Annotated in this window: 16 protein-coding genes; 8 read left to right on the plus strand and 8 right to left on the minus strand. The window is 64.6% G+C overall.

The window, feature by feature from the left end:
- The first annotated feature begins 497 nt into the window (after positions 1 to 497).
- Positions 498 to 1109 (plus strand): TPR end-of-group domain-containing protein, encoded by a 612-nt coding sequence (locus tag GNK13_RS06170; RefSeq protein WP_164101632.1) that lies wholly within the window; start codon positions 498 to 500, stop codon positions 1107 to 1109.
- 194 nt (positions 1110 to 1303) lie between these two features.
- Positions 1304 to 4753: a pyruvate carboxylase gene (locus tag GNK13_RS06175; RefSeq protein WP_164101633.1), complete on the plus strand. Its 3450-nt coding sequence runs from the start codon at positions 1304 to 1306 to the stop codon at positions 4751 to 4753.
- A gap of 205 nt (positions 4754 to 4958) precedes the next feature.
- Here the strand turns inward: GNK13_RS06175 and msrA are convergent, their stop codons facing one another.
- Positions 4959 to 5627, minus strand: a complete 669-nt coding sequence (msrA, locus tag GNK13_RS06180; protein ID WP_164101634.1) for a peptide-methionine (S)-S-oxide reductase MsrA — start codon at positions 5625 to 5627, stop codon at positions 4959 to 4961.
- Positions 5628 to 5702: 75 nt separating this feature from the next.
- On the minus strand, positions 5703 to 6848 hold the full coding sequence (locus GNK13_RS06185) for a CobW-like GTP-binding protein (protein WP_235934822.1): 1146 nt from the start codon (positions 6846 to 6848) through the stop codon (positions 5703 to 5705).
- A gap of 376 nt (positions 6849 to 7224) precedes the next feature.
- On the opposite strand from GNK13_RS06185, the gene GNK13_RS06190 reads away from it, so the two are divergent.
- Both GNK13_RS06190 and GNK13_RS06195 read left to right on the plus strand, forming a co-directional pair.
- Positions 7225 to 9870 (plus strand): DUF1553 domain-containing protein, encoded by a 2646-nt coding sequence (locus tag GNK13_RS06190; RefSeq protein WP_235934824.1) that lies wholly within the window; start codon positions 7225 to 7227, stop codon positions 9868 to 9870.
- A 53-nt stretch (positions 9871 to 9923) separates the two neighbouring features.
- On the plus strand, positions 9924 to 11438 hold the full coding sequence (locus tag GNK13_RS06195; protein ID WP_235934826.1) for a DUF1501 domain-containing protein: 1515 nt from the start codon (positions 9924 to 9926) through the stop codon (positions 11436 to 11438).
- A gap of 194 nt (positions 11439 to 11632) precedes the next feature.
- Here GNK13_RS06195 and GNK13_RS06200 read toward each other — a convergent pair whose 3' ends face one another.
- Both GNK13_RS06200 and GNK13_RS06205 read right to left on the minus strand, forming a co-directional pair.
- Positions 11633 to 12409 (minus strand): YggS family pyridoxal phosphate-dependent enzyme, encoded by a 777-nt coding sequence (locus GNK13_RS06200; protein WP_235934834.1) that lies wholly within the window; start codon positions 12407 to 12409, stop codon positions 11633 to 11635.
- Entirely contained in the window at positions 12393 to 14276 is a 1884-nt protein-coding gene (locus GNK13_RS06205; protein ID WP_164101636.1) for a hypothetical protein, read from the minus strand. The genes GNK13_RS06200 and GNK13_RS06205 overlap by 17 nt, the downstream gene beginning before the upstream one ends.
- A gap of 111 nt (positions 14277 to 14387) precedes the next feature.
- On the opposite strand from GNK13_RS06205, the gene GNK13_RS06210 reads away from it, so the two are divergent.
- Both GNK13_RS06210 and GNK13_RS06215 read left to right on the plus strand, forming a co-directional pair.
- The gene (locus tag GNK13_RS06210) at positions 14388 to 15662 is read left to right on the plus strand and encodes a YdjY domain-containing protein (protein ID WP_164101637.1); all 1275 of its coding nucleotides are present in this window, start codon (positions 14388 to 14390) and stop codon (positions 15660 to 15662) included.
- A 131-nt stretch (positions 15663 to 15793) separates the two neighbouring features.
- Positions 15794 to 16078 carry a hypothetical protein gene (locus tag GNK13_RS06215; protein WP_164101638.1) on the plus strand — a complete coding sequence of 95 codons (285 nt, stop codon included), beginning with the start codon at positions 15794 to 15796 and terminating at the stop codon, positions 16076 to 16078.
- A gap of 141 nt (positions 16079 to 16219) precedes the next feature.
- On the opposite strand, the gene GNK13_RS06220 is transcribed toward GNK13_RS06215, so the two are convergent.
- Positions 16220 to 18043: an ATP-binding cassette domain-containing protein gene (locus tag GNK13_RS06220; RefSeq protein ID WP_164101647.1), complete on the minus strand. Its 1824-nt coding sequence runs from the start codon at positions 18041 to 18043 to the stop codon at positions 16220 to 16222.
- A 72-nt stretch (positions 18044 to 18115) separates the two neighbouring features.
- Positions 18116 to 18682, minus strand: coding sequence for a hypothetical protein (locus tag GNK13_RS06225; protein WP_164101639.1), 567 nt, complete (start codon positions 18680 to 18682; stop codon positions 18116 to 18118).
- Between the two features lie 227 nt (positions 18683 to 18909).
- Between GNK13_RS06225 and GNK13_RS06230 the strand changes: the two genes are divergently transcribed.
- Together GNK13_RS06230 and GNK13_RS06235 are read left to right on the plus strand one after the other, a co-directional pair.
- The gene (locus GNK13_RS06230) at positions 18910 to 20115 is read left to right on the plus strand and encodes a DUF255 domain-containing protein (RefSeq protein ID WP_164101640.1); all 1206 of its coding nucleotides are present in this window, start codon (positions 18910 to 18912) and stop codon (positions 20113 to 20115) included.
- A gap of 528 nt (positions 20116 to 20643) precedes the next feature.
- The gene (locus tag GNK13_RS06235) at positions 20644 to 21801 is read left to right on the plus strand and encodes a BBP7 family outer membrane beta-barrel protein (RefSeq protein WP_164101641.1); all 1158 of its coding nucleotides are present in this window, start codon (positions 20644 to 20646) and stop codon (positions 21799 to 21801) included.
- Between the two features lie 101 nt (positions 21802 to 21902).
- Here GNK13_RS06235 and GNK13_RS21435 read toward each other — a convergent pair whose 3' ends face one another.
- Both GNK13_RS21435 and GNK13_RS06240 read right to left on the minus strand, forming a co-directional pair.
- Positions 21903 to 22079, minus strand: coding sequence for a hypothetical protein (locus GNK13_RS21435; RefSeq protein ID WP_203328951.1), 177 nt, complete (start codon positions 22077 to 22079; stop codon positions 21903 to 21905).
- A gap of 151 nt (positions 22080 to 22230) precedes the next feature.
- Positions 22231 to 25791 (minus strand): aminotransferase class I/II-fold pyridoxal phosphate-dependent enzyme, encoded by a 3561-nt coding sequence (locus GNK13_RS06240; protein WP_235934842.1) that lies wholly within the window; start codon positions 25789 to 25791, stop codon positions 22231 to 22233.
- Between the last annotated feature and the right edge of the window lie 413 nt (positions 25792 to 26204).

The raw sequence follows: 26204 nt of genomic DNA on the forward strand, positions 1-26204 counted from the left end.
GAGGTTCCGGCGGCTTTCACTGCGGTCGAGAGGGATGAGCCATAGAGCACTGGGTGGGGCTGAACCGCCTGTCCAACTTGAGAGGCGAGTATAGTCCGCCTCTCGAGGGGCTCAAATTTTTGTCGCGTTTTAAATGTCCATCCGAGGTGCGGCGGCATGAGCCTCCGCCCTGTTGTTCCGGTCGTACCGGTCATGCTGAGGGAATCGGCCACAGGCGGTGCCATTCCAGGTTCGCTCCGCTTCGGTTCTTCCGGGGGGTGAACGTTTTAACGCGCTTTGGCCGACCCGCCAGTGGGTCCTGCGGCGGGCAAAGTGACCCTTCCGGGGTGGGCGGTTTGGGCGGGCGGTGAGGCCTGTCGCGGACACCCCGAGAGCCATTTTCCCGATTTGGGAAGAATGGCTGGACCCTTGGACTCCACATCCAGGGGGAAGTTCCCATTCCCCAACAGATTCCTCTTGCCCCCTCTCAGGGAGCGTTAGAATGGGAGCCAGCGGAGATGCGGCGCGGGGAACTCAAAACTCGGATGGGGTGGGTCATGATCAGCGAATACAACACTCCTCGAGTCCTGCAGCGGCAACGGATTCGCGAGGCGGAGGGACTCCTCGAGCTGGCGACCGGACCGGCGGCCCGGCTCGGGCTGCGGCCCGCCCTTCGCCGGCGGTTGGCCCGCCGCGCCCTGGCGTTGGTCGTCCGCCACCGCGTCGGCGGCGACGACGCTTGGCGGCGGGATCTGGTGATCGGCCAAGCGCTGCGGCTGTGCCGCAACTACACCGCGGCGATTGGACCGCTGTGGTCGGCGGTCAGCCGCAATCCCGATTCTCGCGAGGCGTGGATCGCCCTCGGCTGGTGTCTCAAGCGGATGGGGGAGATCGATCGGGCAGCCGCGGTGCTCGCCCAAGCGGTCGAGATGATCCCGGACGACGCCCTGCTGCACTTCAATTTCGCCTGCTACCTGGGGCGGCTCGGCCAGGCGGAGATGGCGGTCAGCGAACTGCTCTGGGCGTTCGACTTGAATCCCGACCTCCGTGCGCGTATCGACGGCGAGCCCGATTTCGACCCGATCCGCCTGCACGCCTCCTTCCGGGCCCTCACCCAGCTTCCGGTCTGAGTACTGATTACTGAGTACTGAGAGTACTGAGTACTGGTCGCAGCGTTTTTGCTGATCGTGTCGGGCCGCGAGCGAAAGTTCGCTGCGGCCGCGGCAGCAAATCGCGTTGCCCCCCGGTGAACGAATCGGCCCTGGCGGCTAAAACGGTTGCTCTGTCCACCGTTGCCGTCCCGCTTACCCCGAGTGCTTCACCGATGCGTCCGATTCGTAAACTGCTGGTCGCCAACCGCAGCGAAATCGCCACTCGTGTCTTTCGCAGTGCGACTGAATTGGGGATCCGCACGGTCGCGATCTATTCCCACGAAGACCGCTACGCCCTGCACCGCTTCAAGGCGGATGAGGCCTACCAGATCGGCCGCCCCGGGGAGCCGATCCGCTCCTATCTCGACATCCACGGGATCGTCTCGCTGTGCAAGCAGTACGACATCGATGCGGTCCACCCCGGTTACGGCTTCCTCAGCGAAAACCCGGAACTGGCCCATGCTCTGGATGCGGCCGGGGTGTTGTTCGTCGGTCCCAGCGCTCGCTCGCTGGAGGTGCTCGGGGATAAGACGTCCGCGCGGCGGCTGGCGGCCGAAGCGAACGTCCCGGTCTTGGGAGGGACGAACGAGGCCTTGCGGGATCTCGATCACGCTCGCCAAGCGGCCGAGGAGCTCGGCTACCCGGTGATCCTCAAAGCGGCCAAAGGGGGCGGCGGCCGCGGGATGCGGGTGATCCAGTCGGCTGACGAATTGGAGGCGGGTTTTGAGCAGGCGCGTCGCGAATCGCTGTCGGCTTTCGGGAGCGACGAAGTTTTTGTCGAGCGATTTGTCCGCCGGGCCCGGCACTTGGAAGTCCAGCTGCTCGGCGACCAGCACGGCGGTTTGCTGCATTTGTACGAACGCGACTGCAGCGTGCAGCGGCGGCACCAGAAAGTCGTGGAGGTTGCTCCGGCGCCGAATCTCCCCAAACAGGCCCGCCAGGAGCTGTGCGACGCGGCGCTTCGGATCGGCCGTGCGGTCGGCTACGAGAACGCCGGAACGGTCGAGTTCCTCTACGACGTCGATACCGACCAGTCGTATTTCATCGAGGTCAACCCGCGGATCCAGGTGGAGCATACCGTCACCGAGGAGGTGACCGGGATCGACCTCGTGCGATCGCAGATCCTGATCGCCCAGGGGCACCGCTTGAGCGACGACGCCGTCGGACTGCCGCCGCAGGAGCAGATTCAGACGAGCGGGTTTGCGATCCAGTGCCGGGTGACGACCGAAGATCCGGAAAACCAGTTCCGGCCCGATTACGGGCGGATCAGCCATTACCGCTCGGCCGGCGGGATGGGAATTCGGCTCGATGCCGGAAGCGCGTTTTCCGGAGCGGTCGTCAATCCATTTTACGACTCGATGCTGGTCAAATGCACCGTTCGCGGGCGGACCCTCCGCGAAGCCTCGCGGCGGATGGATCGCTGTCTGCAGGAGTTTCGGATCCGCGGGGTGAAGACCAACATCCCGTTCCTGATTCGCCTGGTCGGCCACGAGACGTTCCTCCGCGGCGAAGCGACGACGCGGTTGATCGACCAGACGCCCGAGCTGTTTCAGTTGCCTCGCCGCCGCGACCGAGCCAGCAAGCTGCTGACGTTCCTCGGCGAGACGATCGTCAACGGCAATGAACTCGTGGTCGATCGTCCCGTCGCCACACGCCGCACTCCGGCTCCGCTGCCCGAGCTCGATCTGGCCCAGCCGCTTCCTCGCGGAAGCCGTGACGTGTTCCTCGAGTCGGGTGCCAAGGGGCTTGTGGAGTGGATTCGCTCGCGGCCCGGATTGCTGCTGACCGACACCACGATGCGGGACGCCCACCAGTCGTTGCTGGCCACCCGGCTGCGGACCTTCGACATGCTGCAGATCGGGCCGGCTTACGCGCGGCTCGCTCCCGAACTGTTTTCGCTCGAGATGTGGGGAGGCGCGACCTTCGACACCTCGATGCGGTTCCTCAAAGAGAGCCCCTGGGATCGCCTGACCGACCTCCGAGCAGCGGTTCCGAACATCCTCTTTCAGATGTTGCTGCGGGCCTCGAGCGCCGTCGGCTACGCGAACTATCCCGACAACGTGGTGCAGCTGTTCGTCCGCGAAGCCGCTTCGGCTGGGCTCGACGTCTTCCGCGTCTTCGATGCCCTCAACTGGGTGCCGAACATGCGGGTGGCGATGGACGCGGTGCTCGAAGCGGGTGCGATCTGCGAAGCCTGCGTCTGCTACACCGGCGATCTGCAGGATCCCGAACGCACGAAGTACAACCTCAAGTACTACGTCGAGCTCGCCAAGGAACTGGAAGCGGCCGGGGCGCAGATCTTGGCAATCAAGGACATGGCGGGATTGGCCAAACCGGCTGCCGCCCGGCAGCTCGTCCGAGCGCTCCGCCAGGAAATCGGTATCCCGATCCACTTCCACACCCACGACACGGCGGGCATCCAAGCCGCTTCGATCTTGGCCGCGGCCGACGAAGGGCTGGAGATCGCCGACGGGGCGCTGGCGCCCCTCTCCGGCGGCACTTCGCAGGTCAACCTCAACACGCTCGTCGAAGCCCTTCGCAATACGCCCCGCGAGAGCGAGCTGCGGACCGAGGCGCTGACGCAGCTGGCCGTGTACTGGCAAGCGGCCCGCGAGTTCTACCTGCCGTTCGAAAGCACCGTGCTGCCGGCGACCGGTGACCTCTACGAACACGAGATGCCGGGCGGCCAGTACACGAACCTGTTCCAGCAAGCCCGCGCCCTTGGTTTGGCTGACTCATGGGCGGAAGTTTGCAAGACCTACGCGCAGGTCAACGAGATGCTCGGCGACATCGTCAAAGTCACGCCCACCAGCAAGGCGGTCGGTGACATGGCGCTGTTCATGGTCGCCGGTGAACTGACTCCCGAGGATGTGCTCAGCGGCGATCGCCAGCTCGCCTTCCCCGCTTCGGTGATCGATCTCGTGGCGGGCCGGATGGGGCAGCCGCCGGGAGGATTTCCTGAGCGAGTCAAGGAAGTGGTGCTGCAGGATGTGGAAGCGGTCGAGGGACGACCGGGCGAATCGCTCCCGCCGGCCGATATCGAGGCGGCTCGCAACGAAGCGGCCAAGCTCAGCGGTCGCCCGGCGAACGACCGCGACGCCGCTTCGATCCTGCTGTATCCCAAGGTCTTCAAGGATTACGCGGCGCATTGCCGCAAGTACGGCGAAGTCGACGTGATCCCCACGCCGAACTTCCTCTACGGCCAAGAGCCTGGGGAAGAAATTGCCGTGGAGATCGAGCCCGGCAAGCGGCTGATCGTTCGCTACCTGGCGACCGGCGAACCGCACCCCGATGGAACGCGGACCGTCTTCTTTGAGCTCAACGGCCAGCCGCGGGAAGTGACGGTCACCGACCGCTCGCTCGAGCCCGAAGGCAAGGCGGCGGTCAAAGCCGATCCGGAAGACCCCAGCCAGGTCGGCGCGAGCATGCCCGGGATGGTGATCAACGTCGCCGTCTCGGTCGGCGCCCGCGTCAAAGCGGGGCAGAAGCTGATGGTGCTCGAAGCGATGAAGATGGAGACGACGATCAACGCCCCGGTCGCCGGCACCATCGGCTCGATCGCCGCGACCGCCGGAACCCAAGTCGAAGCGGGCGATCTGCTCCTGACGATCGTCGGATCGTAGGGTTTTTCGCCCCCTCTCCCTCGAAGAGGATCGCGGCTCTCGCTCAGCCTTTACCCCCGAAGAATTTCGCGATTCTCTTTGGGGGAGAGGGCTGGGGTGAGGGGGTCTAAGCGGCCGGCTACGGCCCCCTCACCCTAACCCTCTCCCCCACGACTTGGCTGCGGAACTTTCGTTCGCAGCCAAGCCGCGGGGGAGAGGGAACTCATCACTTCAGCTTGTCCCCAAAAACTTCCTTCACCTTTTCCACTTTCGGCCGCACCACCGCTTGGCAGTAACCGGCGAACGGGTTCTTGGCGTAGTAGTCCTGGTGGTATTCTTCCGCCTGGTAGAAGACTTTGGTCGGCTCAACGTCGGTGACGACGCGGCGACGACCGAATTCGCCCGAATCGTCTAACTTCTTGATGAACGCTTCGGCTTGCTGCTTTTGCGTTTCGTCGTGGTAGAAGATCACGCTCCGGTACTGCGGACCTTCGTCGGCCCCTTGGCGATTTTTGCTGGTCGGGTCGTGCGTCTTGAAAAAGATCTTGAGCAGCTCTTCGTAGCTGACGACGCTCGGATCGAAGTGGATCTGGCAGACTTCGACATGACCGGTGCGTTTGCCGCAGACCTGTTCATAGGTTGGGTTCTCGACGTGCCCACCCTCGTAGCCCGAAACGACGTCGGTGACGCCGGCCACCGGCTCGAACACCGCTTCGACGCACCAAAAACATCCACCGCCGAACGTCGCCACCGCCATCTTCTTGCCGTCCTGTTGAGTTGCTGACTTCTTCGTCTCTGCGCCTGCCGCTGCCGCCAGGGTCCCTCCGAGGATCCAATAGCCACCGAGGCTGCCAGCGAGCAGCGCCGTAAATAATCGTCGGTTCACTTTTTCCATGGATCCTCTCCGCGGATGGGGTGGGGGATATCGTTGGACTGAGCTTCAGTTATACCGCCCGGAAAACGGTTCAGTTCACTCCCGGCCGCTCGCAGCCAGCCGGTGCGTGGGCTCGGGGCGTCCCGGGCGGAGAGCGTGCGAGCTGACGTCGCTGACCGAGCCGAGGAGGCTCGCCGCGGCGCCCTCGACGCTTCGGCGACAGATCGTTTCAAGTTTTTGCGGATCGATCGCGACGCGGGCATTGACGACGACGCGGACCGGACCGGCGACCGGTTGGGAGACCGAGAGGGCATGATCGACTTTTCCGCCGGTGTGCACCAGATTGGCGACCGACTGCAGCCCATCGGCCATCGCGACGCATTTGAGGTGTGCGATCTCGGCGGTTTCACCAGCGAGATGCTCGCCACACGCCTGGGCGATCCGTTCGGTCAGCACGTCCAGGTCGAGCGTGCCGTTTGGACGCTCGACGGTCGCGGTCAAGTTCACCCAGCCGAGTTCGGCTTCGCCCGCGGCGTAGATGTCGTAGTCGATCTCCAGAACTCGTCGCCCGCCTCCCTCGGATTCGATTTCCGCAAGGACCGCCTCGAGCCCTGCTCCGGTCTTCGGGCTGACCGCCAGGACCGGGACGTCCGGGGCCAACGGGGCGAGCACCTGACGAAGCTGGTCGAGCTCGGTCGAGGACAGCTCGTCGGCGCGGCCGATCATCAGATAATCGGCCTCTTCCAACTGCTTGCGGAAGATGTATTCCGCTTGCGGAGAAAATCCACTGCGTCGACGCTCGCCGGAGACGCCGAGAATTCGCCGACCGTGCGACGGTTTGAGCAGCACGCCGAACGGGGCGGGGGAAAACCGCTGGCCGTAGAGCTGTTCGAGCGGCAGGATCACAGTTGCGACCAGATCGGTGCAGCTTCCAACCGGCTCGGCGAGAATCACATCCGGAGGGCTTTCCCTGCCGAGTTCACCGGCGGTCTGCAGGAGGTTATCGAAGCTGCAACAGAAGCAAGCCCCAGCGACTTCTCCCACCTCAAAGCCCTGTCCGCGGAGCGTCTGGGTGTCGACCAAATCGGCGGCCTGGTCGTTCGTCACGATCCCGACGCGGAGTCCCTGGGCCATGTAATGTGCAGCGAGCCGCGAAACGAGCGTCGTTTTGCCTGCGCCGAGGAATCCCCCGATGAGCACAAAGCGAATTCCTGCCACAGCATAATTCTCCACGGTTGTCATGGTCGCACCACTCGTCGCCACCGTCCATTCTAAGCAGGGAACTCCGGAAATGTCGGCGCCGTACTTCACCCTCCCCCCGGGGCATTGGTCTCTACACAAGTCGCACGACCTACCAACACCCTCCCCCCGGGAGGGTCGAGCGTCAGCGAGGGGAGGGAGAGCAACCCCTAACGATAGCCCCAAGTGAAACGCACCGTTGCGGAAACCCTCCCCGCTCGTTCCTCGCGACCCTCCCGGGGGGAGGGTGATGGTGGTACTTGCGTCGCCGCTGCGACTGGCTTCCGGGGAAGCACCGGCTCTATAATCAGAGATCCCGCCGGGCGCCGCTGAGAGCGGTTCGCCCCACCCTGCCCCACCCTGCTGCGAGTCACTCGCCATGACCCATCCTGCCGCTTTCCGGGATCGAAGTCTGCGCCGGATGCTCGGGACGCTCGCCCTCTGCGGTTTGGTCGCTGCGTTGTTGCCCCGCTGGGGCGTCGCCGCCGAGCCGGCATCAAACGCGGAACCGGAAGCTGAGACGCTCACTTTCGAAGAGCACGTTCGGCCGATTTTTCGCAAGTACTGTTTCGACTGCCACGGAGCGACCGAGGAGTACAAGGGAGGGCTCGACCTGCGGCTGGTGCGGTTGATGCTCGACGGGGGCGATTCGGGCGAAGTGCTCGTGCCGGGTGACGCCGAGGGAAGCTATCTGCTGCAGCGCGTCCGCTCGGGTGAGATGCCGCCTGGGGATCACCGGGTCGAAGACGCGGAGGTGGAGTTGCTTGCCCGCTGGATCGCCGCGGGAGCGCCGACGGCGCGTCCAGAGCCCGCCGAGATCGATCCAGGGATTGGGATCACGCCGGAAGAGCGCGAGTTCTGGTTCTTCCAGCCGATCGTCCTGCCCGAGGTGCCGACGTTCGCGGCCGAGCGGCGGGTGCGGACGCCGATCGACGCTCTGGTGCTCGCGGCGATGCAGCCCGAGGGACTCGGCTTTTCTCCCGATGCGGATCGCTTGACGCTGATCCGGCGTGCGAGTCTGGACCTCCGCGGGCTCCCGCCGACGCCCGAGGAAGTCCAACGCTTCGTCGAGGATCCGGCCCCCGATGCCTACGAGCGACTGGTCGAACGCTTGCTCGCTTCGCCCGAGTATGGCGAGCGGTGGGGGCGGCACTGGCTCGACGTCGCCGGCTATGCCGACTCCGAAGGCTACGACAACCAAGATGCGGTGCGTCCGTACGCCTACAAGTACCGCGATTACGTGATTCGCTCGTTCAACGTCGACAAGCCGCTCGACGCATTCATCGCGGAGCAGCTGGCCGGAGACGAGTTAGTCGAAGGGTCGCTCGAGAACCTGTCCGCCGCGGACATCGAGCGTTTGGTGGCGACTGGATTCTTGCGGATGGCAGCCGATGGAACGGGAGGGGGCGGAGTCGATCCGGTGGCCGCTCGCAATCAGGTGATCGCCGACACGGTCAAGATTGTCGGCTCTGGACTGCTCGGGCTGTCGGTCGCTTGCGCCCAGTGCCACGACCACCGCTACGATCCAATCTCCCACGAAGACTATTTTCGGCTGCGAGCGATCCTCGAGCCGGCTTACGATCCGGCCCATTGGCGAAACCCGGATCAAAGAAGGATCAGCCTGTACTCCGACGCCGACCGTGCCCGGGCCGCGGAGGTCGAAGCCGAAGCGGCGGTGGTCGTTGCCGAGCGGACCCAAAAGCAACAGGAGTACATGGCGGCCGCTCTCGAACAGGAGTTGGCCAAGCATCCGGAAGAACTCCGCGAGCCTTTGCGGAACGCGTACCAAACTGCCGCGGCCGAGCGGAGCGAAGCGCAGCAACAGTTGCTCAAGATGTATCCGAGCGTGAACATCTCTCCCGGAGTGCTCTACCAGTACAACCCCGAGGCGGCTGAGGACCTGAAGAAGTACGACGCTCGAATCGTCGAGATCCGAGCCAAAAAGCCCGTCGAGGATTTCGTCCGGGCGCTGACCGAGATTCCCGGCCAAGTCCCCACGACTCGGCTGTTCCATCGCGGCGATCCCCAGCAGCCACGCCAGGAGGTGTCGCCTGGGGACCTGACGGTTGCCGCCCCGGCCGGTGAACCCTTCGCCATCGCCGCCAACGACCCGGAGCGACCGACCACCGGCCGGCGGCTGGCTTTCGCTCGACGGCTGACCGGGCCCGATCACCCGCTATTTCCCCGCGTGCTGGCCAACCGGATCTGGATGCATCACTTCGGCCGGGGGCTGGTCGATACGCCGGGCGATTTTGGGATCCTCGGCGGCCGCCCTTCGCATCCGCAAGTGCTCGACTGGCTTGCCGCCACGCTCCGTCGCGAAGGCTGGAGTCTCAAGCAACTGCACCGGCTGATCATGACCTCCACCGTCTACCGCCAATCGTCGGTCCGCACCGAAAAGCTCGCCGCGGTCGATCCCGATAACCGCTGGTACGCTCGTCAGAATGTGCAGCGGCTCGATGCCGAAGTGATCCGCGACAGTATTCTTGCCGCCAGCGGCCGACTGCAGCGCACGATGGGCGGCCCGCCGGTCCCGATCGAGGCGGACCCGACGGGACAAATTGTGGTCAACGCCGCTCCCCGCCGCAGCGTTTACGTGCAGGTTCGGCGGACGCAGCCGGTGGCGATGCTGACCGCTTTCGACGCTCCGGTGATGGAGACCAACTGCGAAGTCCGCCCCTCGTCAACCGTGGCCACGCAGGCGCTGATGATGATGAACAGCGACTTCCTCCTAGAGCAAGCCGCCGAGATGGCTCGCCGCGTGGCGGAGACTCCGCCGATGACTTGGGCGGAGCCGAACGATCCCCAGGCGGCCGCCGCAGCGCTTGCCCCGCAAGTCGCAACCGCGTGGCAGCTGGCCTATTCGCGGCCGATCGAAGCCGAAGAATTGCAGCTTTCGCTCGCGTTTCTCGCCGCCCAGTGGCCACATCTTCCCCGCGATGGCAACGTTCCTCCGGAGCGGCAGGCGATGATCAATCTCTGCCAAACGCTGCTCAGCAGCAACGAGTTCCTCTACAGCCCCTGATTTTCCGACAGGCACGGATTTCCCCGCCACCCCCATTCCCCCCTGTTTCCGCCATGTTCGCTTCCCGCCGCCGCACCGCCGAAGCTACCTGCGATCCTCGAGCGCCCCAGTTGCCTGGGGCCGGGCCGCGGATGGCGGGATCGCGCCGTCAGTTTTTGGCTCACAACGCGATGGGGATCGGCGGCGTCGCGCTGGCCTGGATGCTCCAGCAGGAACGATTGCTGGGAACGCCTCCCGACGTGCCGCGGGGCGAAGTCCGGCACGACCTGAAGCCGCGTCAGGGAGACTTTGCTCCTCGGGCGACGGCGATGATTTCGCTGTTCATGCACGGCGGTCCGTCGCACATCGATCTGACCGATCCCAAACCCGAACTGACTCGCCGCGATGGCCAAGAGTTTGAAGGCGACATCCAGTTCAGCTTCGTCAATCGAGCCAGCAAGAAGCTGCTCGCCAGCCCCTGGAAGTTCGCTCCGCGTGGCCAGTGCGGAACCGAGATCAGCGAGTTGCTGCCACACTTGGGTGAAATTGTCGACGACATCTGCTTGATCCGTTCGATGCATACCGGAGCGAACGGCCACGAGGTTTCGATCCGCTACTTCAACGCGGGGATTCCGGGGGTCACGGGGCGACCCTCGCTCGGCTCGTGGGTCACCTATGCGCTCGGCTCCGAAAGCCAGAATTTGCCCGCCTACATGGTGCTGACCGATCCCGGGGGGCTGCCGGTCGACGGCGTTTCGAACTGGTCGAACGGCTGGATGCCGCCGCTATTTCAAGGGACGGTTCTGAGGCCCACCGAGCCGCGGATTCTCAACCTAGAACCGCCGGCTCATCTTCGCGGGCCGTTGCAGGCGGAGAACCTCGCGTTCCTCGACCGTTTGAACGAGCGTCACTTGGCGCGGCATCCGGGCGAAGCGGATCTCGAAGCCCGGATCGCCAGCTACGAGTTGGCTGCCGGGATGCAGACCGCAGCCAAAGAGGCGCTCGACATCTCCCAGGAAACCGCCGCCACCCATGCCCTCTACGGACTCGACGACCCGGCGACGCGAGACTACGGCACACGGTGTTTGATCGCCCGGCGGTTGGTCGAGCGTGGGGTGCGGTTCGTCCAACTGTTCCTCGGCGGCCAACCGTGGGACAACCACAGCAGTTTGCGGACGGGGCTGACCAACATTTGCAAGCGGACTGATCGTCCGGCAGCGGCGCTGGTCAAGGATCTCAAGCAGCGCGGGTTGCTCGACACGACGCTCGTCCACTGGGGCGGCGAAATCGGCCGCTTGCCGGTGACCGAAGGGGAGGGAGGAGCCGACAAAGCGGGGCGCGACCATAACGGCCAGGGCTTCAGCATGTGGCTGGCCGGAGGCGGGATCCGCGGCGGCATGGTTCACGGAGCGACCGACGAGTTCGGGCACCGGGCGGTGGTCGATCCGGTCTCCCCGAACGATTACCAGGCCACGCTGCTCCATCTGCTGGGGATCGATCACAACTCGCTGATCTACCATCACAGCGGTCGCGCTCAGCAATTGACCGACGGCCGACCGGCGAAAATCGTGCAACCGATCTTCGCCTGAGCCATGCCCGCCGTCACCCTCCTCCCGGGAGGGTCGGGCTCTCAGGCCCGGGGAGGGAGAGCGATCCCAACGATTGCGATGAAAGTGAACTTCCCTCTACGGAAGCCCTCCCCGCTCGTTCCTCGCGACCCTCCCGGGGTGAGGGTGTCAGGGATTCTTTTCTTTGCCCAGCCCCAATTTCCCATGAATCGTCGTCACCTTGAGCCGTCGATCCCTTCGAACAGCCGCGAGCCGATTCGCACGATCGTCGCTCCGGCTGCGATCGCCTCGGCAAAGTCGCCACTCATCCCCATCGACAGCTCGCCGAGCGAGATGTTTTGGGGAAGCCCCCGCTCGGCCAACCGGTCGCGAAGCAGGCGGAGGTCTTCAAAGTTTCGCTGCGCCGCGGCCAGGTCTCCCCGCTCGGCGGCCATCGCCATCAGCCCTTGAATCTGCAGGTGCGGCAGTCGACTGATTTGTTCGAGCGCCTCGAGAACCGCCTCGGGCGCGAATCCGTGCTTGGCTTCGTCGCCCGAGATGTTGACCTCCACCAGCCCTCGTACGACGCGGCCGCTCGCTTCCGCTTCGGCGTGGACGGCGTCGGCCAGCCGCACGCTGTCGATCGAATGGATCAGCGTCACGACCGGTAGCGTGCGGCGAACCTTGTTCCGCTGCAGGTGCCCGATCAGGTGCCACCGCAGGTGCGGCTCGCGGATCTCGGCGGCCTTTGACCACAGCGACTGGGGACGGCTCTCGCCCAGATCGCGGCAGCCGGCGGCGACCAGCAGGCGCGTGGTCGCCGCATCGACGTACTTCGAAACGCCCACGATCGTGATGCTCGACGGATCGCGACCCGCTGCGATCGCCGCGTCACCGACGGCGTCGACCACGCGACGCCAATTCTCGGCGACCCGATCGGCGGCCGTTTCGGGAGATGGAGAGGCTTCTTGGGGTGGCATCGGAAGGGGGCTGCTTTCAACTCGGTTGATCATCGACGGCAATCAGCTCTTCCACAAACCCATCGGACGCTGTGAACCGGCCGCAGAAGAAATCGGAAACGAGATTCTTGCCCAGTAGCGTGCGATTCTTCTGCCCGCTGAGCGAGCGGTAGATCAGCCACTGATCGTCGCCCGCTTGAACCCGATAGCCGGCTGCTTCGTTCGGCTGCAATAACCGTAGGCTCTCGGCGATCGTCAGCTGCCGCCACGTCCGGTCGCGGCTCATCCGTTTGCGATCGAAGTCAAACCAGAGAGCCGAGTAGAGCCGTCCGATGCCTCGCATCCGCGACTCGAGCAACAGCCCTCGGGGCTCGTGGGATTCGGTTTCGCCCGAGACGTCCGCGTCGACCGCTCGCAGCGCGCCGGGAGCTGCTCCGACTCGCCATTCGTTGAGCCCCAGCGGGTAGACCACCGCTCGTGGTTTGCCAGCGATGACGGTGAGCTCGCGGGTTTCGCGTTCTTCTTCAATGTGGGCGGTGGCGACGAGCGGCAATTGGCCGGCGTACTCCAGCGGCGCGGCGTACTCCAGCGGCGCGGCGGGATCGCTGCCGATCACCGCATCGGCCAGCAGCAGACAAGCGTCGTCGCGGAGCAGCAAAATTTGCCGCTGGAACTTGAGGCCGTCGGTATAGCTCTGTTCGAGTTCCAGGTAGTGCACGTCGTCATCCGAGTGCCAGCAGACTTCGCTCCACGCGCTCGACGGTTCCAGGAGCTGGCCGTTCTGAAGGACGTCGGCCTTCCACTCCCCCGAAACGAAAGGATGTTTGCCGTTGCTGATTTCGATCCGCGTTGTGGGCCCCGAGTAATCGACGACCACTCGACCTCGGCGCACGTCCCACTCGGGCAACATCACCGCCAGCTTTGCCTGTTCGTCCGACCAGCCGGGCTCGGGCAGTTCCACTTTCCAAGCCAGCCGGCCGCGAGACTTTTCTCGGCCGCAGATGGCCGCCGCGGCGGTATGCAGCGCCGGCTCGCCCACTTCGACCGCTGCGATCGCGAGCAACCCGCTCCGCGAAAGGTCGTCGCTGGCAGCGGGCCGCTTCGCCGCGACATCCTGCAGGCTCGATGATCCGTCGGGCCGCGTCAGCGCGGTGACCCGCGTCGCCAGCTCGAACGCCGCGTTGTTTCGCTTCGTCCCCACGCGACGACTCTGTCGGGCCGCCAACCGCTTGGAACGCAGCGCCGAGGCCAGGGCGAATCGGGCGAATCTCGCTCCTCCGCTGAGCGCGGCCGCCACGGCGTAGGGGCCGGCGTCGTACCAATCGGCGATCGCTTCGAGGGCGGCGACGCGGAGCGCATCGCACGAGGGGATGTCCGCTAAGCGCCAGGACAGAACGGCACCGATTTCCCCGGCGGCGAGCAAGCGGTCGAGCGACTCGGCAGCCGCTTGCTCCGAGGCGGCCCGGTGCAGCGACTGCAGCTCGCCGAGCACCATCCACCACAGCCGCTCCGGGAGCTCCGCCGTTTCGGCCACGACCAGCTCCGGAAGGGCGTAGCTCCAGGCGATCGCTTCGGGCAGCAGTTCCGTCGCCGCAAAGTTCGCCGCAAAGTTCGCCGCCGAGGGAGCGGTCGCCGTGGCCCGCACCGCCGCGACGAACTGTTCGGCCGCTCCGCTCAGATCGCAGCTCCGCGGTGGCTTGCGGCCAGCGGCAATGCGTGCCAAAGCGTCGATCGTCGAAGGCAGCTGTCCGCCGCAAGCGACTGCCGCTCCCCAGCGGAGCGGAGCACCGTCGGCAGCGCATTCCGGCCAGAGCGTCGCCAGATTCCGCCGCCCGACGCGCCGCGCGACCCTCTGCCGCAGCTCCGGCCACCGCAGCTCCGCGTGTCCATTGGCAACGCCGTTCTGTTCTGCGACTGACATAAAAAGGATTCTCTTCAGCGCCTGCAAACTGATAAGGTACGGTGTTCTCCGCGGTCTTATTCTTTCCGCCCATGCGACGAACGCAATGACCCTCGCCCAGCGACATTCCCTATGAAGATTCTCCAGTCGCAGCTGTTGGGCTGCCACCGCATACCGCTGCTGGCCCCCCTTTGCCTGCAGATCGGCCTTTGCCTGCTGGTCGCTTGCTCGCTCAGCGGGTGTTCGCCCGACCGATCCGAGGCTCCCGAGGAGCCCGCGGTCTCGCAGGCACCCGTGCCGTCCGCGCCCGAGCGGACGAGGGGGCCCGCCAACGAGCCGACGGCCGAAGCGCCCGCGGCCGATCGTCAGCCGGAGCAGGCGCCGGACCCGCTGGGGCCGGATCAGGTAGGAAAGAGCGAGCCGCTGCGGCCGGAGTTGCCCAGGGAGTCGGGGCCCAGTGAGTCAATGCTTAGGGAGTCGGTGGCTGCGGACGGTTCCGCCGACCCGGCGATGGAGAGCGATTCGGCGGTCGACCCGCGGCCGCTGCAGCGACCGACCGGTTCCGCTGCAGCCGACTCGCCAGCCGAGGAGCCCGTGGTGGAGGATCTCGATTCGGGGCGGACTCCGGCCGAGATCGCGGCTGCGAAAGCCTTTGCCGAGCCCGAGGGAGCGCGGCGGCTGAGCCCTGACGCGCAGCTGTGGATCGATCCCAAGCGGGGGCGGCTGATCGTCGACGGCTACGTCACGCTGCGGGAAGGGCCGCTGGAAATGTTCGCCTGCCCGGTGGGAACCAAGGAGCACGAATCGGTGGTCTCGGTGCTGTCGCCGGCCCGCTACGTCCACGCGGGGTTGCTGGCGATCGATGCAAAACCGGGAACGCCGGTCAGCTTCAGCCCCGAGTATCGTCCGGCGACCGGACAGCGAATCGCGATCTGGGTGATGTGGCGGAACGCCGAGGGCGACGTGGAGAAAGCACCGGCTCAGCAGTGGGTTCAGCTGACTGGCACCGACCAGACGCTCGACAGCGACTGGGTCTTTGCCGGGAGCAGTTTCTGGCGCGACCCGTCGACCGGCCGCGAGTTTTATCAGGCCGACTCCGGGGACCTCGTCTGCGTCTCGAACTTCTCCACCGCCATGCTCGATTTGCCGGTCGAGAGCAGCCAGTCGAACGCGGCGCTCCAGTACTCGGCGTTCACCTCCCACATCCCGCCGCAGGGAACGCCGGTGCGGCTGGTGTTCGTCCCGATCCCGCTTCCAACCGATGAGCCTTCTGCAGGCGACGAGCCGGAAACGGGAGATGAGCCGGAAACGGAAGATGAGCCGGAAGCGGGAGCCGCGACGCGGGTCGATCCCCGCCAGCCTCCAGAGGACGCTCTGCTCAAGGAACCGGCGGCGAAGTCGGAGTGACTTCGGCATCTGGTTTGCCAGTCCCGAAAGCCGCTGTGCCAACGGCCGGACCGGCGGTTCGCTCAGAGTTAGAATTGAGAGACCGAACCGTCACGACTTGAACGCATGCCCTACTCCAATGAGGAAAGACGATGGCAGCCGCTGAACGCACGACCGATCACGACACTATTCGCCAATGGGTCGAAGCTCGCAAAGCCGTTCCCGCGACGGTGAAAGGAACCGCTGAAGGGGACGAAGAGGCGGGCTTGCTGCGGATCGACTTTCCCGACGCCACCCCCGACCCGAATTTGGAGCCGATCTCCTGGGAGGACTTTTTTGAGAAATTCGAAGAGAGCCGATTGGCGTTTCTATATCAGGAAAAGACCGACGACGGATCGCTGAGCCGGTTCTGCAAATTCGTCAGCCGCGAGGAGTAAGGCGGTTATCAGCCGCCGGGTGCGAGCTCGCTATGTTGATCAGCCGCCGGGCGCTAGCCCCCGGTTCTCCAAAACACGGTTCGAACCGGACGCTAGCGCGTGGCGGCTGATGGGATGAATGCTTGCGACGCAGCGGAGCGTTTACGCCCTCGCTTCGAGCGCTTCCCACTGTTCGAACGCCGCCGTGAGGTCTTGCTCGAGTTGCTCGAGCTGTTGGCGGTCGGAGGCGATTGCAGCCCCATCGCGGCGATAGTAGTCGGGATCGGCCATCGCTTCGTGCAGTTCGGCGATCTTGGCTTCGAGCGTCTCAATCCGTCCCGGAAGCGCTTTGAGTTCTTTCTGCTCTTTGAAGCTCAGCCGGTCGCCCGCAGCGGACTTCGCTGGCGGAGTGGTTTTCGATCCCGAGTCGTCGACGGGTGACTTCGCTTTCTTGCCGCCCGAACTGGACTTTTCTTCGCGCGACTCGGTCGCTTGCCGCCGTTCGACGCTCTCCCGCCACGCGTCGTAGCCGCCGACATACTCGTTCAGACCGTCCGGCTCGAAGACGATCGTGCTGGTCACGACGTTGTTCAGGAAGGTTCGGTCGTGGCTGACGAGCAGCAGCGTGCCCGAAAAATTGACGAGCTGTTCCTCGAGCAGATCGAGCGTTTCGCTGTCGAGGTCGTTGGTCGGTTCGTCGAGGACGATGACGTTCGCCGGGCGAGTCATCAGCTTGGCCAACAGGACCCGATTGCGTTCACCGCCGGAGAGGAAACGGACGGGGGTGCGGGCTCGTTCGGGCGTGAAGAGAAAATCCTGCAGGTAGCCGATGATGTGCTTGGTCGTTCCGCCGATTTGGACGCGGTCACTCCCTTCGGCCACATTGTCTTGGACGCTTTTGTCGTCGTCGAGCTGGCCGCGGAGCTGGTCGAAGTAGGCGATTTCGAGGTTCGTGCCGAGCCGGATCGAGCCTTCGTCGGGCTCCAGGCCGCCGAGCATCAAACGCAGGAGGGTCGTTTTGCCGGCACCGTTGCGACCGATGATCCCGACTTTGTCTCCCCGCATGATCGTGGTGGAAAAGTCGTGGATGATCTGATTGTCGCCGCGGGCGAAGGAGACGTTCTTGAGTTCGGCGACGAGCGCCCCGCTCCGCGATCCCTCTTGGACTTGAAGTTTGGCGGTTCCCTCGGTTTTGCGTCGGGCCTGACGCTGCTCGCGCATTTGCTTGAGGGCTCGAACGCGGCCTTCGTTGCGGGTCCGCCGGGCCTTGATGCCCTGGCGGATCCAGACCTCTTCTTGAGCCAGTTTCTTATCGAATAACGCGTTTTCCTTCTCTTCAGCCGCCAGCGCGTCTTCCTTGCGGCGGAGGAACGTTTGGTAGTCGCAGGACCAATCGAACAGCCGCCCGCGATCGATTTCCCAGATCCGGCTCGCCAGCTTCTGCAGGAACGAACGGTCGTGGGTGATGAACAGCAGCGTCCCGGTCCACCTTGAGAGGAAGCCTTCGAGCCACAGAATCGAATCAATGTCGAGGTGGTTCGTCGGTTCGTCGAGCAGCAGCAGTTGGGGGTCGGCGACGAGCGCCCCGGCGAGCAGCACGCGGCGTTTGAGGCCGCTCGAGAGAGTTTCGAAGGCGGCTTCCCCATCGAGCTCCATCCGCGAGAGGGTCGTCTCCACCTGGTGTTCCGCCTGCCAGGGCGATTCCGCGTGCTCGTCAGCGACGCCGCCGGCAACGATCTCGCGGACGCTACCGTGGAGGTCGGCAGGAACCTCTTGGACCAGCCTGGCCACGCGCGTTCCTGGAGCCATCACGATTCTTCCCGAATCGGGCTCGACGTCGCCGCTGATCATCTTCAGCAGCGTCGTCTTCCCCGCTCCGTTGCGCCCGAGCAAGCCGATCCGCTGCCCGGGTTCGATGACCGCCGAGACATCGTCGAGCAAGGCGGGGCCACGAAATCGAATACTGAGGTTCTCGAGCGTCAGCAGCGGCATGGGGGGAGCGTTACGGGCGGGATTGCGGCTGGGGAGCGGAAGGGAGCAGCGGGAAAGCGGCGGGGCTCAGTGATCGTGGTCGTGATCGCCCGAGAGGGGAGCTTTGAGCGTTGCGTCCGCCGTCTCGACGACCAGCGTCACGCGAGCGGTCGTGCCATCGCTCATCGCGATATGGGTCAGCAGGTTCGGACTTTGCAGCTGGTAGCCGCCGGCTCCAAGCGACTCGTCGGCCGCTTGCAGTTCGTACGTGACCGGCTCTTTCCCTTCGAGCTCCGCGACGAACTGGACCTTCTCGGCCGATTTGCCGAGCTCTCCGAGGTAGACCTCGACGGTGTTCTCTTCGTCCAGATGGACCCACTCGGCGTGATAGTGGCCGGGGTCGAGCACGATGATGTGCCCGCCGTGGGGGCCGAGTTCATCGTGGCTGTGCCCCTCGTGGTCGTGCCCCTCGTGACCATGATCGTGGTCGTCGTGGAGGCCGGGCGTATCTTGAGGCGGGGTATCCGGAAGCGTCGATTCGCTGCTACATCCGACGACACAAAGCAGCCCCAGAAGGGTGCCAAGCGGCAAGAGCGCGGCGAGCGGGCCGGGAATGGAGCTGCTGGAAAAAAGTGAGGCAAGGCAGCGGGTCATGGTCAAAGGCTCCACGGCGGTGGCGAAGGAAAACAGAAGACGAGTCCGACCAACGACCAGCATACGCGCAATGCAGCCACAGGGGGAATGGCTCCGGGGGATTGATTGATTCAAGTGGTACGACCGAAACAGCCGAACCCAACAGAAAGACCCGCGCTTTTGGGGGCACGGCTAAGCTTTGCCGCTGGCCCCGTTTCAACCACGATCTATCGGACCGAGAGATCGAGATGCGTAGTGCACTGCTGATCGCCGTCATTCTGCTGACTGCCACCTCGGCCCAAGCGGAAATCGCCTGGCGAGCGAATCTCAAGTCCGCTCACGGAGAGGCAACCGCCACCGGAAAGCCGATCCTGGTCCACTTCTACTCCGACAATTGCGTTTGGTGCGATCGCCTGGAGCAAGGGACTTTCCAAGATCCCACTGTCGCCGCCGCGATCGAAGCCCAATTCATCCCGGTGAAAGTCAATGGACCGCGCGAACCTAAATTCACCAGCGCGTTCAGCATCACGCGGTATCCCACCGACGTGATCGTCGCCAGCGACGGCAGCGTGTTGGCACACCAGCTCAGCCCCCAGGAGCCCTCGGGCTTCCTGGCAATGCTGAATGCTCCCGAAGTCAGCGGGCGAATCGCCGCTTCAGGGGCTGTGCCCCCGCAGAACACGGCCTCTCCGCAGCCGGCCATCGCGAGCGGATTGGCTGTGCCGCCAGCAGCGAGAAAGCAGAATCCGCAAGTTGCCGGACCCGGACCTGAGATGGCGGGATTCGCTATGCCTCCGGGAATCAGCGCGGGCAATTTCGACATGCAGACCTTCGCCGGAACCCCCGCCTTTGCCGGGACCCCCGCCTTCGCCGCGTCCCACCGCCAGGGTGGTTCTCCGACCTCGCTCGGACTCGCCCCTCCGGCCAATTCCGCCCGCCCCGCCGAGAATGCTCGCCCCGCCGAGAATACCCGCCCCGCCGAGGATTCCCGCCCTGCCGAGGGTCCCCGGGTCGCCGAGGGTCCCCGGGTCGCCGAGAACCCACACGCCGCGGCGAAATCAGACCAGCCACTGCCGCCCGAAGCGATGGACGGCTACTGCCCGGTCACGATGATCAGCGAAATCCGCTGGGAGCAGGGCAAACCGGAGTTTGGAGTGATCCACCTCGGCCAGCTCTACCTGTTCGCCTCCGCGGAAGCCAAGCGGAAATTCCAGGCCTCGCCCGAACCCTACACCCCGGTCCTCAATGGGATCGACGTGGTGAAATTTTTCGACGACCACAAGGTTGTCCCCGGGAGTCGCGAATGGGGATATACCGACCCGGTGTACGGGCGGATGTTCTTCTTCGCTGACGAAGCGTCGATGAATCACTTCTACACTCATCACCAGCAGTACGTCGAACCGGCGATCGAGCTATCCAAGCGGGCCGCTGCGGACGCGAATCGCCGCCGCTAGGCTCTGTCAGGAAACCCGGCGATTTCTCTCTTTTGAGCCGTAGGCGCTAGCCTCGGGTGAGCCGTAGGCGCTAGCCTCGGGCCTCGCCGCCCCGGGATTTCCGCTGCAGCACCCGCGGCTAGCGCCGTCGGCTCACCCGCGGCTAGCGCCGTCGGCTCACCCGCGGCTAGCGCCGTCGGCTCAGGGGTTTCTGACAAAGCCTAGCCCTGGGCTGTTCTGTTTGAGCCCTTCGGGCTGAGGGGGGAGTGCCGGGGCTCGGCTGGAGGCGAGCTGCTCTTGCCTGGGTTCTCTATCTTTCCTGATTCGACTTGATATGGCCCTACTGCAGCTCATGAGAGGGCGGGATTTATGGGTTTTGCCATCCATGCAACCAAAACGGGGTGAATAATCCGCAGTTGACGCGCCGATACTACCCGCACAACCGGTTCAGGTGCGCTTCGCTGAGAAGGGCCTGCGACCGATGTTTAATGGTGAGTGGCCGGCGGGGGGCGTCCCGCGTCACGTATACGAACAACGGTGGAAAAAGTCATGTCGGTACGGAAGCTGACGATCGGTCTGCTGGCCGCTGCCGCCCTGCTGGCTGGGCCACGGGGGGTGGAGGCACAAGAGCACATACCTGAGCACATGCCTGTTGCCGACCCTTTGTACTTCGAGCCCGATTTCCGGTGGTTCGAACCGGTGACCGACGTGGACCTCTTGGACATGAAGCCCGAGAAGCGGGCCAGTGTCGGATGGTTTGGAACCTTTGACCGGCTGATGCTGTACACCAGCCGGCCGGAGATTTTCCGCGAGCCGGGCACCGGTGAAATCTACTCGGATTTCGATCGCGGGTGGGGAAACCGGGTCGACATCGGGTACATGACCGACGATGACCACGGCTGGTTAGCCACCTTCACCCACATGGCCGGGCCGAACGCCTACGAGACGCTGCTCGTCGAACGGTTGAACCGGATCAATGAAGAAGAGGCGGCCGGGGACGATGACCTGCTGACCGACGAGTTCGGCCAGCTGCTCCCGCCGGCCGACCGCAACAACCCGGTCTTCGGGTATCGCGTCTACGAGCTGCAAGACAGCCTCAACGTGATGGACCTGCGAGCCTTTGAGCTGAACAAGACTTGGCGGCTCGAGCCGTACCACTACGGCGGCATCCTCGAGCCGATGGTCGGTTTCCGTTACATGGGGCTCCAGGATCGCTTCCAGCGGCAGGCGTACGAAGAGGGCATCGCCCTCGACATCGACGGCAACGTGATTCCGATCGAGACGCTGACCACGCAGAGCAGCGACACCGACAATAACATGTTCGGCGGCCAGCTCGGCTTCCGCTACTACAAGAGTTTTGTCCGCACGACCTACTCGGCCGAACTGCGGGCTTTTGGGATGGCAAACTTCCAGACGCATCGCTCGGCGATCGACGAGGTGGTCACCGGCTACGACGACGCTTTGGATGAAGTGGTGCTCGAAGACCGCACCCGCAGCCCGGTGGTGTATGTCGACAACGACGAGTTTGTGTTCGGCTTCGAAGTTCGCGGGGAAGTCGCCTACCAGCTCACGCGGCACTTCCAACTCCGTGCCGGCTTCCAGGTGGTCGACTTGGCTCAAGGGCTGTGGCGTGGGCAGATCAACGATCTGACCGACCAGCAGATGGTGATGGCCGGGGGGACGTTCGGGATCGCCCTGAACCGCTAACGGCCGAAGCGCCGCGAGAGACGCCCCAGCTCCACAAAAAAAGGCGGCTCGGAACCAGTTCCGAGCCGCCTTTTTTTCGTCACGTCGCGAGCGAATCCAGCTCAGGCCTGCGACAGGTTTCGCAATTCTTCCAACTCCTGCGACAAGCGGTGCCGCAGCGGACTCTCTGGACGCAGCTCTTCGAGCAGATCTTCCGCCTTCTCGAACGTCGCTTCGTCCTGGTTCGGGGTGCTGAAGAGCTTGCGAAAACTCTTCTCAACAGTGGCCTCGGTCAGCAAGGGAACTCTCCTTCGTGGGGCAATCAATTGGGCTCCTGTAGTGTAGGCACTGGACCCTGCACCGCAACCCAAATCGTGGCCCCCAGTCGGGGCTCCAGAGGAGGTGGAAAGGAGGGGCGGGCGGCACCCGGCGATCGCCTCCTTCCGCGACTTAGCCGACGTTGGCTGCCGACCGGTCGGCGCTCGAACGGTCTTGCGAGACGAGCCCCAGATCGGCGCCATGCCGGGCCAACGCGGCGATCGTCTTGTCGATTTGTTTAGCGGTATGCGTGGCGGTGATGAAGAACCGCAACCGAGCCGCAGCTTCCTCGACCGCCGGATAGAGGATCGGTTGGACGTTGATCCCCTCCTGGAACAGACGGTGCGAAAGCCGCAGGGCGAGCAACGAATTGCCGGTGATGATCGGGATCACCGGCGTGCCGCCGCTCTCGCCGGTATCGAATCCGGCCGCCTTGGCTTTCCGCAAGAACTGCTCACTCCGCTCGCGAAGCCTCTGGACTCGTTCGGGCTCCTGGCGAAGCTGGCGGAACGCAGCCAGAGCGGCAGCCGCGGCGCTGGGCGGCATCCCCACGCTGAAAACAAAGCCGGGGGCCGTGTACCGCAGCAGCTCCACCAGCGCCGCTGAGCCGGCAATGTAGCCACCGCAGCTTGCAAAGGACTTGCTGAGCGTTCCCATCCAGATGTCGACGTCGCGGGGGTTCACGCCAAACTGCTCGGCAATTCCTCGCCCGGTCGCCCCGAGCGTTCCGATGCTGTGCGCTTCATCGACCATCAAGAAGCATTTGTGTTGCTGCTTGACGCGGACGAACTCGGGCAGCTGCGGGAAATCGCCGTCCATGCTGTACGTCCCTTCGACGATGATCAGCACGCGGCGATACTGGCCCCGGACTTCGCTCAGCAGTGCGTCGAGGGCTCGGAAGTCGTTGTGCGGAAACGGGCGTCGCCGCGCTCCGGAGAGCACCGCGCCTTGCACGATGCTGTTGTGCGAGAGCGAATCGTGGACGATCAAATCACCCGGACCCACCAAGTGGCCGATCGTCGTCTCGTTGGTGCTGTGGCCGCCGACAAACACGAGTGCCTGATCGACTCCCACGAAGTCGGCGATCTCTCGCTCGAGCTCCCCGTGCAGCGGTTTTTCGCCCGAGACGAGACGGCTCGCCGAGACGCTTGTCCCGTACTGGGCGATTGCCGCCTGGGCCGCTGCGACGACGACCGGATCGCCGGAAAAGCCGAGGTAGTTGTAGCTGGCGAAGCTGATCAGCTCGCGTCCGCCGATCCGCGTCGTATCGCGGACCGTCCCTTCGTGAACGGTGAAGTACGGGTTGGGGAGACCGGTGAGCTCGACCTGCGCCATCGTCTGTTTCAGCCGCCGGTACTCGGGCAAGTGCTCGAATTGGAACTCCTCGGGCGAGATTTCCCGCGCTGCCGACGCGGACGGCGTGCCGTTGACGCCGCTGCTGAGCCGAGCCTCAGCCGAGGCTCCCGCACCGCTGCGAAATTCCCCGCCGCCGCTTCCTGGGCCACGATTCTCCGCAGCGGCGATCACCCGCTGGACCTGTTGCGGGTCCATGTGCCGCTCGATGGCCGCGGCGACTTCGTTGACCGTCTCGATCTCCAGCAAAATATCTTCGGGAAAGCGGCCTCCGAAGGTTTGCTCAAGCGCGTGGGCGATTTCCAGGCGTTCGAGGCTGTCGAGAGCCAGGTCGAGCATGATGTTGGTTTCGGGGCTCAGGTCGCCCGCCCGCTCGCGAGCGATCTCGCGCACGTGCTGCATGACCGCGGCGACCACTTGCGGGTGCGGCGCGGAACTGTCGGCGGAGCCCGCGGACGCTTTTTGCGCAGCCGCTTGCATCACGCCGCCGCCGAACCGCCCACCAGTCCGGTCCGGCTCGATTCGCAACTGCTCGCTGCGAGACCACGAAGCGATGATGCGGAGGTCGTTCTCCAGGATCGCTTGATGGCAGGCGTGACGCTGAATTTTGCCGCTGCTGGTCTTGGGGACCGAGCTGTTGCGGACGAGGTAGACCGCGTCGGGGGGGAGATCGTGCTCGGCGGCGACGGCCCGGCGGATCGAGGTGATCTCGGCATCCCAGTCGAGGTCGCGGCGACGAATCGTCTCGGCCACGATCACCAGCTGCTCGCCGTGCGCGTCGTCCTGCATCGAGACGGCGGCCACCGAGCCGGTTTGCACCGCAGCCGAAGCCCGTTCGACGGTCTGTTCGATGTCCTGCGGATAGCGGTTGACGCCTCGGACAATGATCATGTCCTTGAGCCGCCCCGTCACGAACAATTGGCCTTCATGCAAAAAACCCAAATCGCCGGTTCGCAGGAAGGGCCCGTCACCATCGGCCGTGACGGCTTCGAAAGTGGCGTGCGTCGCTTCGGGGTTCCGCCAGTAGCCGCGGCCCACGCAGGGGCTTTGGACCCAGATCTCGCCGATCTCCCCCCCTGGCATCGGAGCTCGCGTCGTCGGATCGACGATCCGCACCGTCTCGCCCGGCAGCACCGCGCCGCAGCCGACCAGCGTCCGCGCTTCTTGCGCCCGTTCACCCTCAGCCCCACTGGACTTACTCTCGCCGCTGGTCTCACTCTCGCCGCTGGGCCCACTCGCACCGATCGGGACGGCGGTTCCCTGGTCGAGCTGGTACTTGTCGAAATCGCGGAGCACCGGCCGCGTTTCGCTCGGGCCGCCGGTCACGATCAGCGTCGTTTCGGCCATTCCATAGCAGGGCAAAAATGCTTTGGCGTCAAACCCGCAAGGGGCAAAGCGTTCGGCGAACGCCCGCAGCGTCCGTTCGCGGATCGGTTCCGCACCGTTGAAGGCGATCTTCCACGACGACAAATCGAGCTGGGCAATCTCCGAGGGCTCGATTTTGTCGACGCACAGCTGGTACCCGAAGTTGGGACCGCCACTGATCACCACTTTGTACTGGGTGATCGCCTGCAGCCAGCGGATCGGCTTCTGCAGAAACGTCATCGGGCTCATCAACACGTTGGTCGTGCCGAGGAACAGCGGATTGAGCACGCCCCCGACCAGCCCCATGTCGTGGTAGGTGGGGAGCCAGGTCAGCCCGATTTCATTATGGCGGGTTTCAAAACCGTAATTGATCAGCTCGCAGTTGCGAACCAAATTTTCGTGCGTCAGGATCACTCCCTTGGGCGAGCCGGTCGAGCCCGAGGTGTACTGCAGCAGCGCGATGTCGGAGGACTGCAAACGGACGGGGCGGTAGGCCGAGCGGTCGAAAGCTTCAGGGCGATCGGTCGCTAGCAACCGCACGCTCTCGAGCTCTTCGGATTGCTGGGCGTTGGCTTGGATCTGTTCGACGACGCTGGCCACCGACAGTCCGAAGCGAGCTTCGGCGTCTTGAGCGATCGAGCGGATCCGAGTCGACTTGCGGTTCTTCCGCGGCGGGAAGGCGGGGACGGCGATCGCGCCAGCCGCATGGCAAGCATAGAAACCGACGACAAAATCGAGCCCGGGCGGGTAAAACAGCAACACCCGCTCGCCGCCGACCCCCTCGCGCTGCAGGTACCCGGCCAGCCCCTCGACGCGGTGGAGCAGTTCGCTGTACGACAGTTGCTCGTGGCGCGTTTCAGCGTCGGTGAAGCGATAGGCGAAGTCGTTAGGCCGCTGCTCCGCCCAGTAGCGGAGAATCTCCACGAAGTTCGTGCGGGGCGGATCGTAGGGGCCAAGGGAACGTTCGAGGTTCACTCTCGCGGGGTCCACAATGGAGTGTGTCGTTTTTAACGGTTCTACCGTAGCAACTGGAACGCCGTTCTTCCATGGATCGACACGCTCCCGCCTGTGGAGCCAATGGTTCGCCAGTCCTTCGGGCTGGGAGAAGTTTAACGGATCAGCGGGCCTCCGGCTTATTTTCGCGGAGCGCCAGGCTCTCGAAGAAAACCTGAAACGACACCCTCCCCCCGGGAGCGTCGCGAGGAACGAGCGGGGAGGGGTATGCGCGACGTAGAGCCTCCCCACGGCTGACTTAAGCAGTCCCTCCCCGGGCCTGAGAGCCCGACCCTCCCGAGGAGGTCGTGCAGTTTTTAGCCCCCTCTCCCCCGAAGGGAATCGCGGCAATCGCTTGACCTTCACCCCCAAACATTTTCGCGATTCTCTTTGGG

The organism is Candidatus Laterigemmans baculatus (assembly GCF_010367455.1).
Taxonomy (GTDB): domain Bacteria; phylum Planctomycetota; class Planctomycetia; order Pirellulales; family Pirellulaceae; genus Laterigemmans; species Laterigemmans baculatus.

What these genes read in the sequence shown, in the direction of transcription:
- GNK13_RS06170 (WP_164101632.1), top strand. Translation starts at nt 498, where the DNA reads ATGCGGCGCGGGGAACTCAAAACTCGGATGGGGTGGGTCATGATCAGC.
- GNK13_RS06175 (WP_164101633.1), top strand. Translation starts at nt 1,304, where the DNA reads ATGCGTCCGATTCGTAAACTGCTGGTCGCCAACCGCAGCGAAATCGCC.
- msrA (WP_164101634.1), bottom strand. Translation starts at nt 5,627, where the DNA reads ATGGAAAAAGTGAACCGACGATTATTTACGGCGCTGCTCGCTGGCAGC.
- GNK13_RS06185 (WP_235934822.1), bottom strand. Translation starts at nt 6,848, where the DNA reads ATGACAACCGTGGAGAATTATGCTGTGGCAGGAATTCGCTTTGTGCTC.
- GNK13_RS06190 (WP_235934824.1), top strand. Translation starts at nt 7,225, where the DNA reads ATGACCCATCCTGCCGCTTTCCGGGATCGAAGTCTGCGCCGGATGCTC.
- GNK13_RS06195 (WP_235934826.1), top strand. Translation starts at nt 9,924, where the DNA reads ATGTTCGCTTCCCGCCGCCGCACCGCCGAAGCTACCTGCGATCCTCGA.
- GNK13_RS06200 (WP_235934834.1), bottom strand. Translation starts at nt 12,409, where the DNA reads ATGATCAACCGAGTTGAAAGCAGCCCCCTTCCGATGCCACCCCAAGAA.
- GNK13_RS06205 (WP_164101636.1), bottom strand. Translation starts at nt 14,276, where the DNA reads ATGTCAGTCGCAGAACAGAACGGCGTTGCCAATGGACACGCGGAGCTG.
- GNK13_RS06210 (WP_164101637.1), top strand. Translation starts at nt 14,388, where the DNA reads ATGAAGATTCTCCAGTCGCAGCTGTTGGGCTGCCACCGCATACCGCTG.
- GNK13_RS06215 (WP_164101638.1), top strand. Translation starts at nt 15,794, where the DNA reads ATGGCAGCCGCTGAACGCACGACCGATCACGACACTATTCGCCAATGG.
- GNK13_RS06225 (WP_164101639.1), bottom strand. Translation starts at nt 18,682, where the DNA reads ATGACCCGCTGCCTTGCCTCACTTTTTTCCAGCAGCTCCATTCCCGGC.
- GNK13_RS06230 (WP_164101640.1), top strand. Translation starts at nt 18,910, where the DNA reads ATGCGTAGTGCACTGCTGATCGCCGTCATTCTGCTGACTGCCACCTCG.
- GNK13_RS06235 (WP_164101641.1), top strand. Translation starts at nt 20,644, where the DNA reads ATGTCGGTACGGAAGCTGACGATCGGTCTGCTGGCCGCTGCCGCCCTG.